The organism is Leucobacter chinensis, assembly GCF_019049105.1.
Classification (GTDB): Bacteria; Actinomycetota; Actinomycetes; order Actinomycetales; family Microbacteriaceae; genus Leucobacter_A; species Leucobacter_A chinensis.
This window is the reverse complement of sequence record NZ_JAHQZR010000005.1, coordinates 240278-256377: the sequence shown is the minus strand read 5'-3', so window position 1 is coordinate 256377 and position 16100 is coordinate 240278. Positions and strand designations below refer to the sequence as shown.

The window sequence follows — 16100 nt, the reverse complement described above, 5'->3', positions numbered from 1 at the left end:
AATCTCTCCAAAAACGGAGGATTACAAAAAATTGGCATTTGACAATTTAGTGCACACTATTGAGTTCTCAAGGACCAAACGTCCGTTCCCACTCCACCGACTTAACCGCCGGCCTCGCAGGGCAACCTGTCTAACTTAGCACGTCCCGATCCAGCTTGCAAATCGAAGTGAAACGAATTTCAACCAGACCCACAATTTCAATCTAGGCTCACACCCGGCATCCAAAGACACACTCGAAAGAAACCCGACCAGCAAGAGGCCGGGGCTCCACGTTCACTGTGGAAGTTAACAAAAGATAAATTTAGTCCCAACAACCCCACAACGCAAATCGACACCACACCAACGGCGCGCCCCCACTCAAACAGCCAAAACACAAAAACGCCACCGGAAACCATTCCGGTGGCGTTTTTGATGAAGCATGGCTTCGAGGGGCGCAAACCCGCTCTCGGCACACGCTGTTAGTCTTTGGCGACCTGCACTGCCGCAAGCGTGCGCTTACCGCGACGCAAGACCGCATACGTGCCATGGAGCAACTGCGCTTCGGTCAGGACAGCATCTTGCTCCTGCACTTGTTCGTTGTTCACGTAGACGCCGCCCTGAGTAATCGCACGACGCGCCTCGCTCACGCTCTTCACGACACCAGCCTTCGTGAGCAGTTCAGCAATCTGGTCGCCGGGCTTGCCGTTTGCACGCGGTAGTTCTTCAAGCGCGCCACGAATCGTATCGATATCAAGACCAACAAGCTCACCCTTGCCGAAGAGCGCCTCGGCGGCATCGATCTGCGCCTGGGCCACCTCGGGGCTGTGCACGAGTGACGTCACCTCAAAGGCAAGACGGCGCTGAGCCGCACGTTTGAAGGGCTCTTCTTCAACCTGGCGCGCGTAGTCTTCGATCTCGGCACGCGTGAGGAACGTGAAAACTTTGAGCCGTTCAAGCACGTCGTCGTCGTGCGTGTTGATCCAGAACTGGTAAAACGCGTAGGGCGAGCACATATCGGGGTTCAGCCAGATGGCATTGCCCTCGCTCTTACCAAACTTCGTGCCGTCAGAATTTGTGATGAGCGGGGTGCCGATCGCGTGCACCTGAGCGCCCTCGACCTTGCGAATCAGCTCAGTACCACTCGTGAGGTTGCCCCACTGGTCGCTACCACCCGATTGCAGCATGCAGCCGTACTGGCGATGCAGCTCGAGAAAATCGAGCCCCTGCAAGATCTGGTAACTGAACTCGGTGTAACTAATGCCCTCGTCTGAGTTCAGGCGCTTTGCAACGATGTCTTTCTTGATCATCGTGCCAACGCGAAAGTACTTTCCAATTTCACGCAGGAAATCAATGGCCGAAAGCGGTGCCGTCCAGTCAAGGTTGTTGACGAGACGAGCGGCATTATCGCCCTCAAAGCTCAGGTATCGCGACACCTGCTCCTGGAGCGCGTTCACCCATTGCCCGACGGTCTCGGGAGAGTTCAGCGTGCGCTCGGAGGTGGGACGTGGGTCGCCGATGAGGCCCGTCGATCCGCCGACGAGTCCAAGAGGCTTGTGCCCCTTGAGCTGCAAGCGGCGCATGAGCAGCAGCTGCACCAGGTGGCCTAGGTGCAGGCTCGCGGCCGTGGGGTCGAAACCGCAGTAATACGTGAACGGCTCACCCTCGAGAAGCTCGGCGAGAGCCCCCTGATCAGTAGATACGTGGATCAGCCCGCGCCACTGCAGCTCGTCCCACAGGGTTTCGAAGCTGTCGTCGAGGCGCTGAGCTGCAAGGAGCTCGCTACGATTCATGATTTCAGACACGCGTACCATGCTACCGCTTTTCACGGGCAGGCCAGTGACCGTGTGCTCGGCGGCACGTTGGACAGCAGGCGTTCGCCCCACACCGTAGTTCAGGTCAGGAGAAAGATGAGGCAAGCGATCGCAACGCACACGACGCCGGTTGCGCCGATCGCGACCATACTCGCGTCCTGACGAATGCGCGAAACTGGCTCGGTGCGCCGGCCATGGAGCGAGCTGAGATTCGGCGCGGCAAGAGGAATCCGAACGCGGGCCGCCTGAGTTGGTGTCTCAGGCAACTCCTCGGGTGCGGACGGTGTGACGGCCGAAGGTGCCTGTGCTAGCGCCCGCGGCTTATACAACGAAGGCGATTCTTGAACCGCATTTGGGGCAAACGCGACCGTCCCGTTCTTTTCAGTGACCACCTCTTTGGGAAGTTCCATGAGCTGGGGCTTCATCGCGACGGTTACGGTTTCGCTATAGGTGCCCACCTCGTTCGAACTCATGGCGCCACGATCTGACGAGTTTTGTTGCCAGGTCGCATTGTGGCGCACCCTCGTCGCGTCGTCCGGTGTCACGACTCGGAGCTGCGTCTCGTCATCAACGTTCGCGGCCGCTTCAAGGCGGGAGGCCCGATTCGCAGGAACCCCAACGGGTGGATCGGCACGGGTTACCTCGTGCCCAAGTTTCTTTTGTACGCGCTGGAACCCCTCAATGAGGTCGCGCACGGCAGGTAACCGGTGGGCAGGGTCATCAGCGACGGCTGCTGCGAGCAGCGTTTGAAGCTTGACAGGTATGTGAGCTGAACCCACAAGCTCCCATGCCATAACCCCAAGGCCGAAAACGTCACTCGCGTGCGTCGCATCATGCCCACGCATGACCTCGGGGGCGAGCCTGCCGCCCGAGGCGCAGCCCGGCATCGCAAAGCCCGCAAGGGCATACTCGCCGTCTTGCTTTCGCATGAGGTGTTCCGACCCCAAAGCTCCGTGCACAAGACCTTCGTGATGGAGCCGTTCTACCCCCGAAGAGAGCCAGATCATGAGCCTCAAAACACGGTCGAGCGCAAGCTCTTCTTGCAGGGCCTCTGCAAATATTGTCGCCTCGTCACAGTCGTCGAGCACGATGAAAGGTGCGCCGTCATCGGTGAAGCCCCCGCTGTGCACCGTCACGAGCGCCGGGTGCTCGGTTGCCGCAACGAGCCCAAGAACATACCGATCGAAGATTTCAAGGGGCACTGAAAGTGGTTCTTCGCCCACTTTCACCGCGACGGTTTTGCCCGTCTCGATATCTTTCGCACGCCACAGACAAGACTGCTCACCGGCCGAAATCTTTCTGAGCCCCGTGAATCCTGAGACGCGCGGTGTATTCATGGCCGGTCCCGGTATTCAAGCTGCGCATCGCCGCCAAGAATGATGCGATCGCCGTGTTTCAGTTGCATTTCGAGCCCGGCTCGGAGCAGCACCTCATCATCATTGGTTACAAGCAGCGTACCGTTCGTCGATTCCAGGTCTTCGAGAACGACCCCTCCGTCAGCGGGCCTGACGCGTGCATGGGTACGGGAAATATTGCCATTCGGGTCAAAAACCGCGACAAGCTCGGCACCCGAGTCGTTATCGTCGCGGGGGTTGCGGCCGAGCAGTGTGAGGCCCGTAATGGGCAGCTCGTCACCGCCGGGCAGCACAAGCCAGCCATGAGGGCGCACCTGGGTAACCGGTGCGGTGTCGTGTGGCCCTGAGTCAAGCCCCTGGCTTCCAGCGACAAGCTGCGTCGTGTCAGTGAAGTCATCGTCTTCAGAAACCCCGGCCTCATCGTTCTGCACGATGTCACCGAAAATCTCAGCAAAGAGGGTGTCAGAAACCTGCTCTGCGCGTTCAGCAACCCCTGTAGAGCCACTCAGAATCTCTGCCCCACGGTCAAGCGAGGTTGTCTCACGCGAAGGCTGTTGCGTCGTAGTCATGAGCGGCACTTCTTCTTCGGTGAGCTGCTCGCAGACCGCGAGCGAAAGGCCCTGCACTCCATGAACGATGCGCTGGCGTTCACCCTCGAAGCTGCGTAACGGCAGTTCAGTTCGGTGCCACTCATCGGGGCTCAGCATTGCGAAGCGCGAGACCCCTTCGACCGTCATTTCTCGCCAGGTTCGTACGCCCTCACCTTTTTCAGTGAGCGCGTCGTGCCAGCTGGCTTCGGCCCGAAACGAGAAACCACCCCGAACGTAAGCAGTTACACGGTCGCCGTCGAAACCGACGAGGCAGAAGCCGGGCAAGGCCGCGATGCCTCGGCTCACAAGCGCATCAAGCACCTCGCCGACATTGGCGCAGGCAGAAAGCCGGTGGAGCATTTCAGGCTCAACCGAGCGTTCAAGCAACATACCAAATGACTCGGCAATAATGCCCCAGTGTTTACCCCCGGTGCCGCTCCACTCGCTCATGCGCACACCCAGACGCGCTGTTGCTGTACGGTTCTCACGTTCATCATGACGAGTGCGCTGCCTCTCTGTTCTCGTTCTTTCATTCTGCCGCACCAGTGTGTGAGAGAACTTGATTATGCACATCTTGACCGGGGGCGCGTTGCCGGAGCTCGTGTTCAGCGACCTCACGCGAAATACCAGCCCTGATTGATCGGGTCGAGAGCAGAGCTCGCAGCCGCTGCCACTTCGTTCGATCGGCATGCATCGCGCTTCGAACCTCTCGAGCATCTGCCCAGAATCGGTCGGCATCCTCGTGCGAACCATGACCCCCCGAGAAGGCAGCCGCATCGGCCCTCGCGGCAAGCTCCGCCGCCGCGACCTCGTAACCGTGCAGTTGTGCCGCATACTCGAGACGCGTCTCAGTCGTCGGCCTTGTGGCTCCTAAATCGATAGCGTGATCGACGAGGCTCTGCCAACCACCAACCATGCGTTCTGAAACACTTTCTGACCGTTCGCGCCTTCGATCGGTATTGCGTTTCACGAGCCAGATCGCGAAAAACGGCGTTATCAGGATGATGATCGCGAGCAACGTCACCGCGGCATACGTGAGCGGCACGATGAGCGCCTGCCACCACCGCGTGCCCCGCTCTTCATCTGGCGTAGCTGCACCGGTTTGCCCAGGTGTTGAATTTGGTGGCGGAACCGTTTCGCTGTGGGGCGTCGGCACCTCGGTCATGTGCTTCGGGTCACTCGTGAGCGTCGCATCAGGTTTCGGCGCAACCTCGTGCTGCGGGGTGACATCGATCGGGGCCCACGAGCCGGTGGCAGCATCGCGCACCTCGATCCACGCGGTGATCTGAGCGCCCGTGCATTCTCCAAGCTCACACGGGGGCACCGCTGAACCTTCTGGCTCTGTGAGGTGAACGCCGAGCACGACCCGGCTCTCGAAACCAAGCGAGTCGGCCACGAGCATCGCGGCAACGGCGAACTGCTCATCGTCGCCGACTGCAGACACGAGATCAGCCGCCCCAGCTGCCGCGCCGACCTCGGCCTCGCGCCGGTTGAGGTCGGTGAAGAGGCGATCAATGCGAGCCACCCCGTGCCCGGCTCTGCTCGGTTCAAAGTGAGTTATTCCGTAGCGCTCCATCCATGTCGCAGGCTGGTCGGTAAGCGTGATCGCGTGGCTGAGGTAGCCTCGCTCACGCATGCGGTTCACGAGTTCGCTCAAGCCTGCCCCGTCTGCCGAGACGCTCTGTTCTGCTACCCAGGTGCGCAGAGATTCCGGAACAAGAGCCTCATCAACTGAGGGGCCAGAACGCGCTGGTTGAAATGTGCTGAGAGCAACCGAGGGGCCCGGCTGAACCATTTGTATGAGCCGGTCGCCTTTCACAAAGCCGCCCTGTGTGAGTTGCACTCCGGTACCCGATGACTCCTGGTAGAAAAAGTTATCGCTGAGGGCGGTGCGTCGTTTGCCCTCAAAGTCGAGTGCAACAAGCGGGCCAGCAAGCGGGACCCAAGGCTCGGTGTAATTGTGAACGGTGATCGTTGCTTGCTCCGTTCGGCCCTCGCCCAGAGGCAAGGTTGCTGCGACACGGCGAAACTGTTGACCACTGTCGCGTTCGCTGCTGACCCCGGTACGCACCGTTACGCCGTCGTAGTGGTCAAGGGTTGCGAGTCGCACACGCTCGATCGTTTGGGGGGCTTCGACAGAAAAGAGTATCTCGTCGAGCTTTGCGTCACTGCGATACTCTCGAAACGTACTCAGAGGGCTCGTTTCAACAGCGGTCTCGATCACGGGGCTCACCACGCTACGGGGAACGTCTCGGGTCATACCAGCGGTCACCACCGGGGTCACAAGCACACCGACGAGTCCCGCTACACCGAGAACGATGCCTCCTGAAACTATGCGCCGCAGCCGACGGCTCCTCATCGAAGCTCCGGTTTTGCGAAGTGAACGCCTTCGTTCACTCGAGGAGCGCCAGACAAGCCAGATCAGCGCCACGAGAAAACTCGCGAGTCCGGTCACCAGATGCAGGGTCGGTTGAGGAGCACTCGAACCAAGCACGAGGCCATAGAGAGGCATGAACAGAGCAACGAGTGGCGCCACGGCTGATCTCGGGGTATCTTTTGCCGCGAGAACGAGCGCAACGAAGGTGCTGACGAGCACGGTGAAGAAGAACGGGGCGAGCACCGTTTGGTAGGTTCCAAGAGGTAGCTCGAGGGTAAGCACATCCTTCCAGCCGAGCACAGGGGCGGCAACAATCGCAGCCAGGCTGCGTAAGGCTTCAAGAGGCCTCGTGGTCACGGCGTTGAGCGTCATCAGCGTAGGCGCTGCTGTCACCGCTGCACCGAGCACATATGCCGCAAAGACGAGTAACGCGCTCGCCAGCCAACGAAGCCGAAGGCGAGTCACGAGCGAGGCAAGTGCGACACCCACGAGCACCGCAACGGCGCAAACGACCGCCACCTGTATCGTCTCATAGAGGTGCCACGCTGCCGCCGCACTGATCACGGCGATGAGGCAGGTCGCGATCACCGGAACGGCCGGCAACCCCCGCCGCTGTTTGCGCTCAGCCATGGATGCTCCTCATGAGCAAGTGCGGCAGGTCATCGAGGATACCGATCGAGAGCACCGGGGTGTTACCAATACTCCAGAACGCAGGCTCTGCGTGCTGATCACACACGACAGCCACAACGGTCACCTCTGGCGAGAAAGCGAGTGAAGCGCGTTGAATCTCGCGGGAGGTGAGCGATGATCCGCACACCAAAAAAGCGAGCGAAGCGTGCGCCTGCTTACTGCCGACGAGTTGTGCGGTCTCGACGAGACCGTGCACGCGCGGCCCAAAGGTCACACTCGAGAGCTGGTCAAGCAACATACGTGGTGACCGAGCCGCGAGCACCCTCGTGAGGTCATCGGGCATCACTGCGAGTTCGGGCATCTCAGCGGGCACCACACACTGCACGTCTCTTCCGTCGTGCAGGCCGCGCAGACCAAGAGAGCCGGCTGCACTCACAGCGAGTTCAAACTCATCAGCGTCCCGGTATTCGCCTTCTCCCATCGCGAGCACGATTGAGATACCGGAGCGGCGCGTCTCTTCGTACTGCCGCACCATGAGCTTGCCGGTTTTTGCTGTTGATTTCCAGTGCACATGGCGCCTCGAATCGCCGATCTGGTAATCCCGAATCGCGTGGAACGAGAGATCATCAGGAACGATAACGCGCGAAGCTTGGCCCTCAAGATCACGAATAAGGCCACTCGACATCGAGGGCAGAATGAGCGTTCGCGGGTGAACAAAGAGGGTCTCGGCGTCTTGCCACGTGCGTTCGCGGCGAAACATGCCGAGCACGTCTTTGCGAACGGTGCGAGCGGGGCCAACCGAGATAATGCCTCGCTTATCACCCGGAATATGCATGGCCTCGGCATGGCTCGTCTCACCCCGCAAGAGCGGGACTTCAACCTCAAGAATGCCCTCTCCCACCGGCAGGTCAATGACGCCGGGAAGAGCGACACGCTTGCCGATGTTCGTGATAACGAGCGCGCCCTCGGCAGCATCCCCCACGACAATGCGCGAATGTTCGAGGTCAAGCGCCACTCGGTACGCCTTCACTCCGTATAAGAAGGGCATCGCGGCGACAATGAGCACCGCGGCCACGATGCCTGCCACCACGAGCTCTGCCCAGCCAAAGGCAACCCCTACGGCAAGACCAACCGTGGCAAACCCAATGGTCAACCACCCCTGCGCTCGCACCGAGGCACGCAGGGTGCGAACGGTGCTCGCTGTTCCCCGTGAAAGACGCCGCCACGCGAGCGCGCTCCGCACCGCCACCGAGGTGGAATGCTGCGCGGTCGATCCCACCGTGGTGCGGGTGTGTCGGTTCCCACCGGTAAAGGTCACCCCTCGGCCCCCTGAGTGGGCGGCTTTGTGTCGAGCAGAATCTGGCCGATCACCGCCCCCGCGGTGACCCCCTCAAACTCGGCTTCAGGATCAAGTACGAGTCGGTGCGCAAGCGTGACCTCAGCGAGGCCCTTGACATCGTCGGGCGTCACAAAATCACGGTCGTGCGCGAGCGCCCAGACTTTCGCCGCGCGAGTGAGCCCGAGTGCCGCCCGAACACTCGCACCAAGCCGCACCTGGGCAGCGTTTCTCGTAGCCTCGACGATACGCACGATGTAATCCATCACGAGCGGGTCGATGAACACGCCCTTCGCGAGCTCGGTCATTTCGAGCACACCCTGCAGGGTCATGACCGGGTGCAACTCGGGCGCCTTCGATCCACTCGCCTCAAGAATACGTACGGTGGTCGCATGGTCTGGGTACCCGAGCGAGGTTTTGAGCAAAAAACGGTCGAGCTGGGCTTCCGGCAGCCGATAGGTACCGGCCTGCTCAACGGGGTTTTGCGTCGCGACAACAAGAAAGGGAGCGCCGGTTTGCCGGGTCACACCATCGACCGTGACCTGCCGCTCTTCCATCGCTTCGAGCAGCGCCGACTGCGTTTTCGGGCTCGCACGGTTGATCTCGTCGGCAAGCACAACGTTGGCAAAGATGGGTCCCGCGTGAAACTCGAACTCAGCCTTCTGCTGGTCGTACACCGTCATGCCGGTGACGTCGCCGGGCAGCAAGTCTGGTGTGAACTGAATACGGGTGCTGACCCCTTGAACACTCTTACCCATCGCCCGCGCGAGCGAGGTCTTCCCGGTTCCAGGCATGTCTTCGAGCAGCAGGTGCCCCTCGGCTACCATCGCGGTGAACGCGAGTTCGATGACGTGGCGTTTACCGAGCACTACCTGCTCAACGTTCGCGACGAGCTTGGAGAAGGACTCTGCGAACCACGCTCGTTGTTCAGTGCTCAAGGTACTCATTGGCCGTTCCTCTCGGTCATACCGTCTTGTTCAGGTGTTGGCGTTGTTTGCGAGCTCTCTTCTTGCGGCGGATCGATCGCGACCTGGCACCTTGCCGATTCGACCGAGTCAAGCCCGAGGCCTGGGAAGCTCACACGCGCGAACGCATTGCCTTGCTCTTCAATCGTCTCGACGTGCCACCCGCTCTGCAAGCCGGTGATCGTGACGTAACCGCTGAGATCGCCATTGCGGCATACACCGTCGCCTCCCGCAACATCGTCAAAGACAACGCGCGGGCTCGTCGTCGCCCCCGTTGCGGTGAGCGGTGTGGGTGGCGAGCACACCGCACCCTCGTCAGTGCAGTTGCGCACCGAAATCGGGGCCTCAAGTAAGCCGCCATAGTCAGGCAATACCTGCGCAAGCGTAGTGCCGGTTCTACTTCCTGCCATAAACTGCAGCGTGTACCCCGGGGTAGCTTCAGCGGTCGTCGTTGCATCCGGCCACACCCATGACCCGTCGTTCTGTTGTACCGGTGCACTACCGATGGAGTAGCTGGCCGCAGCCGGTGCTGGGATATCGAGGGTAACCTCATGGGTCGCACGATTGACCCCAAAGTCACGTTGACCGTGGAAGACGTGCTGAGCGCACACCTCGACGGTATGTTTCTTGCCCGCAGCTACTCCGCTAAAGGTACGGCTTCTTTCACCTTCTGCCGTTGGGGTGCAGGCAGCGCCGTCGATGCTGTAGCCGAATTCGGTCTGCCTCGAGCCGTTATTGTGCACTTCGGTAACGCGAACAGTAACGGTGTTATTGGCGCTGTTACTCTCGACCACCGAGGTGAACCGAGGCGCGCCAACGCCATGCACGCCGTGCAGGGGCAGCACCCTACCCTGCGACGAGCCGCTGCCTACTGTCGATGGCGGCACCGCAAACTTTGTTTCAGGGGTCACCGTGAGATCGGTCGGTGTATTGCTGCCAACCGCATAGTCGACCGTGACTGATGTACCGCGTACTGGAACCGTGACTGGCTGTTCACCACCACGAATCGTCACCGAAGCTGTCGATCGATCACTCACGGTAAGGTTCAAACGCACCCGCCCGCCATCAGTGCCGTTCGGGGTTGGCGCCCAGCCGTCACCGATGGCCTCAGGCGCCCGGGGTGAGCGATAAGCCCATGCGCGTGTTTGAGCGCTTCCCTGCGAAGTACCAACACCGTTCACACTCTTCACGGTGAACCCGTGTTGATCACCGTTCGTGAGACCTGAGACGACGCAATCGCGCCCTGTCTGACAGGTCACCGTCTTGCCCGCACCGCTTACCTCGTAGCTCGTGACCTCGGGAATCGATGCCCGATCAGAGACTGGCCGCAGGGTCACGCTCGAGTCGGTATAGCCGACCCATTCAAGCCGCGAGGGCGCCTTTGGCAGGCCCTTCAAGTCAAAGATGAGCGTGCCTACCCGGTCACCGGTTGAGGTGCGGCCCTGGGCATCTTTAACCGCAAAGTCAGCACGACATCCCGCGGCTCCGCCGGTGTCTTCACGCCAGGTGACCTTCACGCTCGTCTTGTTCGCAACGCTCATGGACACCCCGTCACACTGCGCCGGCTGCGAAACCTTGACGAGGGCGAGCGGGGTACCGGGCAACGGATTCACTTCGCCCGGGCTGCCCACGACGGGTACGGTGCACGAGGTCGATCCGCCGCTCTGCGAGCATTCTGCGCTCACCGTTGCTCCCTTCGGCAGGGTCTGCGGCGAGCGCCCGACGGTCAGCATCAGCCTCGCCTCCGTTTCGGCACCTGAAATAGACACGGTTACCGGTTCCTGCCGGCTCGGCTGCGCGTTGTCTTTGGCGCGAACCGTAAGAATTGAGCCGTTCTGCGTCACGGTAAACGATTCACCGCGATACGCGGTGGTGAGATCGACCCGTGGCTTATCGCCGTCGTGGCTCCACTCGACCATGTTGCTGAGCTCATACTGCTCGGTCGCTCCAGGATTGACAGTGATCGTGGCAGCACGGAGTTCAGGCTTCGGGTCGGCTGCGAGCACCCTCAGGTTAAGCGAGAGCCGCGTGTACTCTTCTTGGCCGGCGAGCTTCACGTCGACCGTGCAGTTGTCACGCCAGGGGCTTCCCTTGCCCGCGTCATAGCGCACAGTGAGCCCGCCTGCCGGGCGGCATTCAGCGTTCGCCCGCGCCCCGCTCGCAGCGACCGAAGCTTCGTCAAGCTCAAGACGTTCGCCCGCCGGCACCGTGATGGCCTGGGCAAGATCGATGTTGAGCGATTCATTCTCGTTCACATCGTTCTGCGCATACGAAGAACGCACATTCAGCACATGATCGTCGTTCCCGGGAACCCGTAAGAAGGCGTACGTTGTCACCGTTTCACCGTCGAAAGTCGTTCCCGTCACTTCGAACGGAACAATTTGCGCTTTCTCGGTGACTAGCCCAGAGATTCGAGAGCCCTTCGCTTCAAACCCCTCGGTCGGCTGCCACAACTGCATGTCAAGGTCGGCTACTCGACCCTCATTCCAGGTCACTTTGCCGTTCATCACATCGACGCCCTGCTCAAGGTCGGCAAGATCTTCTGAGGTGAGCGTCGTATCAAGCACCTGCGGGTAGCCAGGCACCTGCTCGCGCACGACCTTCACGACGATCATTCCGGTCGCGGTGTCTCCCCGCTCGTTCTCGACCGTATACAGGTACGAGAGCGGCCCTAAGGTCTCACCGCCGCGAAGGATCACGTGGCCTTCTTGAGTGTCGACCTTTTCGATGCGTGCAAGAAGCTGCTCATACTCGGCAGTGTCAGGAGTCGCGTTTGGCACTACCTCTTTCAACGAGAGTGCGGTACCGCTCGGGTCGACATCATTATCAAGCGGAGAAAGCACGACTTTGTTGTCTGCGCCAGCCTGCACCTGAGCATAATCGCTGTAGGTCACCGGGCTCGGGTCGCTCTCTTCGCCGAGCACCCCTACACGCACGGTGCCCACGCCCGTAAGCCCCTGCGAATCTTTCACACGGTAGGTGAATTGGGTTTGTCCCGAGGTTCCCGGAGTACTCGAAAAAATGATGCCATCGCCGCCTGGAGCAAGCGAAGCTGTGCCGAGGTCTGGCTGCGTGAGCACACGATCAAGCACCGGCACATCGCCAGTGCCTCCGGTAACCTGCGCAGTAAAGGGAATCGTCACCTGTTGCCCCGTAAGCACACGCCCCTCGAGCATGTGCGCAGTTGGCGGGGTGCTGCTCTCATCGCCCGTGACCGTAATGTGTACCTTCGCGGTCGAGGTGAGCGCCGGGAACCCCAGCAAATGCACTCGGTATGAGAGCGTGTAGTTGCCTGGCTCGTCAGGAGCGAGGTACCGCACCACCTCAGGCGTTGCGAAAGCGAGCCCGGCTTCTTGGTCGTTCACGAGCGCACTCGGATCAAGCACCATATGAGCCCCCGCAGGGGCGGTGTCGTTCTCAAGCACAGGAATATCAATCTGCTGCCCTGCACGCACCGTCACACGATCGTCGGCGGCGATAGGAGCGATGCTCTCAGCCGCAGGGAGCAGCACAAAGGTGATCTCGCCCCGCGCAGAGCGCCCTTCTTGCCCCGTGGCATCTGACGCACGGTACGTTGCTCGGCCCAGCACTCCGGGTTCACCGTTCCCGGTAACGCCGGTGACCCGCAAGTGTCGCTGCCCAACAGCATTGACGGTGAGTGCCGAGTTAGCTGCGGGCTCGACGTCAAGGTCGTCAAGCAAAATAACCGACCCGAGCGGATCAGAGACAGCCTCAACAACATCTACCGTGGCATCTTCACCCGGTCTCACGAAAGCCGTGAGTGGAACGGTCGTGATCGGCGCATCGGCGGGGTCGATGACGGTAACTCGGATGAGGCCGTTGGCCTCGCCAATTTCGTCAGAAACGGTGGCCTGCAACAGATACGAGCCGGCGGTCTCAGCCTCAAACGTAGCCTGCAGCCCCTGTCGATTTTCGATTGATTGCCCGGTCGCCTCGGTGAGTGGAGTGATCGCGTCGATCTGCGCAGCCCCCGTGGCTCCTTGCACCTGGTCATTGAGGTCGATCGTGATGGGCTGTCCCGTTCCGCCCGTGACCGCCGAGGCCGTGACCGTAAAATCTGGGCTCGGGCTCACCTGTACCACGAGAGTCTTCGTCGCAGTTGCACCTCTCGTGTCTGCCACGACAACGTCGAGCGGGATCGAACGCGCCTCGGTATTCGAGGGGTCTGGGTGCCGAAAGGTCACGGTGCCGTCGGGCGCCGTGACGACCTGGCCATAGTCTGTCTCTTGCTCGACCCCACTCAAAAACAGTGGATCGCCCTCGGGATCAACCCAACCGTCGAGTACATTCACCGTCTGCGTCTCGCCCGGGGCCACTTCAATCGTGGGCCACTCAGCAAGGCACCCTTCGGTGCCGCACCATACAGGCGCCTCGTTCACCCCATCATCGATGACTTTGAGGCTCACCGTCGTGGGCGCAGAGTTGAGCCCGTCTGCGGTCGTGCCGTCGGTGACGGCATAGGTGAACGAGGCTGTACCCGTCGCATCAGCAGCGACGTCGAGCACGAGATGCTGCTCATTATTGGCGACCGAAACAACCCCGAAGGCCGAATCAGGCTGCGTCACAGAGCTTGGCACAATCGTGAGAACGTCTTCGTTCGGATCGTGGTCGTTCAAAAGCACCGGTAGTAGCACGCTTTCGCCGGCACGCACCCCGAAGCTATCGGGCTCGGCGACTGGAGGCTTCGGTTCGAGCACCCGCTCGGGTTTCATGCTTTCGGTTACCTGCGGTGTCTGCTCATCGACCCGCCACTGTAGCGATGAGGGCAGCAATGTTCCCTCTGGCACACTCCATACCCACCCCGACGACTGCTCGTTGAGGAGCACGCGAGAGCCATTGCTCATGAGCGCGAGAGTTGGGTCGTCAGGAAGTTTCTCACCCAAGAATTCAAGTTCTTGGAGGCCGTCGCCCGAAACATACAGCGAGCCAGAAGCCTCTGACACCCACGCCGCATAGAGCGTCCCACCAATCGACAGTGGCCTTGCCGGAGCACCCGATGCTTCGCTGAGGCGAGTCATCGCACCGCCACCCACCTCGATCAGCGTCAGCCCTTCACTGTCGGCTATGGCGATCTCGTGAGACGTGCCCTCTGCCGAGTACTGCAGGAGCGATCCGCTCTCAATATCGGTCGCAATCGGCTCATTCTTGCCTTCTTGCCACAGCTTGCCGGTCTCGTCGTCGAGCACGATCCACTCGCCACCGACGTGTGCGAGCTGAGCCGAGCTATTGGGCACCTCGGGCAGCTTCCATTCCCTAGCCACCCCGCCGTCACTCGCCCGCGCAGTCACGAGCATGCCCGTCGTCTCAGCGACAAGCGCCACCTCGCCACTTGGTGAAACCCCGAGTGCCGAAAAAGCTTCTCGCTCTGCCCCGCCACGTTCGGTTTCATCAGCAGAAGCTGTACCGCGCTGCAATCGCACCGGCATTGCCTGCTCGCCGAGCGTGCCCACGTAAACATTGCCCGAGGCAGTGAGGTATGCGATCCACTCGCCCGCGGTCTCAACCGCGATCGTTTCGGCGGGTGCCTGCTCGAAATCATCGGCGTTCGCATCGGTCAAGTCTTTTGGCGCGGCCTGATCAAGTGTCGAAAGCCGCTGATTCCCCTCGGCGAAAAGCACTGCTCTATCGCCGTGTTGCACCAGCTGACTCGGGTTTTCGACTTCTTTAACCGTATCGAGCTCGCCGAGGTCACTATTCACCCTCGCGTACCGTTTGCCGTCGCCCGTTTGCAGCACCCACACCGACGCATTATCGGGCGGCACCTGCCTGGCGTCGTACCCGGGCCAAAGCACCGCGAGCGTCGCAGCGACCGCGACGGCCGCCACACTCGCTACCCAGGCCACCCAGGTGCGCCTACGCACTTACAGTCCTCCGAGCAGGCTCACAAGCCCCGAGACAACCACGGCCGTCACAATCACCGTACCGCCGACAAACAGCGCGAGTTGACGTGACGAATAGCTGCGCCCCGCTTCTTCTTGGCCGGGAACTCCCATATCGCTCGCACGCTCCCGAAGATGCTTGCGTGAGCGCTTCGTAGGTTCAGAGGCCCGCTGCGAGTCGTACTGCACTTGCGAGCGTGGTTGCCGCGCAACGAACTGCGGCTCTTCACCCGGGCTGCGTTCTGGCTGCCACGGATCTTCGGCAATCTCGAGGGGAGTCACTTGAAACCCGAGGCTCTGCTGTATCTCTTGTAATTCGGTGACCAATTGCAAGATGCTCTCGTGCCGATGCTCGGGCTGTTTTGCCATGGCTGTGCGCAAGATATTTTCGAGTTCTGGCGTGACGTCTTGCCGACCCGTCGGAGTGTACGAAGCCTTGGCAATGCGCTTTTTCAAAAGTTCCCGCTGGTTCATTCCCCTGCCAGGTTTTTCGAACGGGCTCACGCCTGCCAGCAGAGTGTACAGCGTCGCCCCGAGGCTCCAGACCTCGGAAGCCACCGTTCCTGTGCTGCGTTCGGCAATGATTTCAGGCGCACTCCAGGGCACCGACATCGCGATGACGTCGTCGCCTGCCGCGCCCGGCCCAACCGCCGTCGCAATACCAAAGTCTGAGAGCACGGGTAAACCGTAACGCGTCACGAGAATGTTCGACGGCTTAATATCCCGGTGCAAAAGGCCCGCCCGGTGCGCCGTTTCGATAGCGGAGCCCATCGTTACACCGAGAGAAAGTACCTCTTCGAGCTCGATAGTTTCTTGGCGATAGCGGCTTGTGAACGACGAAGGGCAGTACTCCATGACAAGATACGGGCGACCATCGGCCGAGATACTCGCCTCATAAATCGTCAAGATCGATGGATGCGCGCTCAACCGCGCCATCGCGTCGGCCTCTGCGGTAAACATACGCAAGAGCGCTTCGTCAATAATGTCGGTGAGCAGAACCTTCACGGCGACAGGACGCCGCGGCATGTGCTGCTCGAAGAGAAACACGTCGGCGAAACCACCGGTGCCGAGCGGCCGAACGTATTGAAAGCCCGAGAGCACAGGCGGCGCCGCGGGAAGTCGACTCGCCATCTTGCCTCGCTTTCATCGGCTACGAA

The 16100-nt window shown here is 60.8% G+C and carries 8 protein-coding genes; all 8 read right to left on the bottom strand.

Annotated features, from left to right (window positions below):
• Positions 1-458: 458 nt before the first annotated feature.
• Positions 459-1790: a tyrosine--tRNA ligase gene (tyrS, locus tag KTJ78_RS07190; RefSeq protein WP_369808021.1), complete on the bottom strand. Its 1332-nt coding sequence runs from the start codon at positions 1788-1790 to the stop codon at positions 459-461.
• 80 nt (positions 1791-1870) lie between these two features.
• Positions 1871-3127, bottom strand: a complete 1257-nt coding sequence (locus KTJ78_RS07185; protein ID WP_217133976.1) for a serine/threonine protein kinase — start codon at positions 3125-3127, stop codon at positions 1871-1873.
• Entirely contained in the window at positions 3124-4185 is a 1062-nt protein-coding gene (locus KTJ78_RS07180) for an FHA domain-containing protein (protein WP_217133974.1), read from the bottom strand. The genes KTJ78_RS07185 and KTJ78_RS07180 overlap by 4 nt, the downstream gene beginning before the upstream one ends.
• 79 nt (positions 4186-4264) lie before the next feature.
• Complete coding sequence (locus tag KTJ78_RS07175) at positions 4265-6742, bottom strand: TgpA N-terminal domain-containing protein (RefSeq protein ID WP_217133972.1); 2478 nt, start codon at positions 6740-6742, stop codon at positions 4265-4267.
• Positions 6735-8060, bottom strand: a complete 1326-nt coding sequence (locus KTJ78_RS13910; protein ID WP_217133970.1) for a DUF58 domain-containing protein — start codon at positions 8058-8060, stop codon at positions 6735-6737. The genes KTJ78_RS07175 and KTJ78_RS13910 overlap by 8 nt, the downstream gene beginning before the upstream one ends.
• Positions 8057-9025: an AAA family ATPase gene (locus KTJ78_RS07165; RefSeq protein WP_217133969.1), complete on the bottom strand. Its 969-nt coding sequence runs from the start codon at positions 9023-9025 to the stop codon at positions 8057-8059. The genes KTJ78_RS13910 and KTJ78_RS07165 overlap by 4 nt, the downstream gene beginning before the upstream one ends.
• Positions 9022-14925 (bottom strand): Ig-like domain-containing protein, encoded by a 5904-nt coding sequence (locus KTJ78_RS07160; RefSeq protein WP_217133967.1) that lies wholly within the window; start codon positions 14923-14925, stop codon positions 9022-9024. The genes KTJ78_RS07165 and KTJ78_RS07160 overlap by 4 nt, the downstream gene beginning before the upstream one ends.
• On the bottom strand, positions 14926-16074 hold the full coding sequence (locus KTJ78_RS07155; RefSeq protein ID WP_217133965.1) for a serine/threonine-protein kinase: 1149 nt from the start codon (positions 16072-16074) through the stop codon (positions 14926-14928).
• Positions 16075-16100 lie beyond the last annotated feature (26 nt).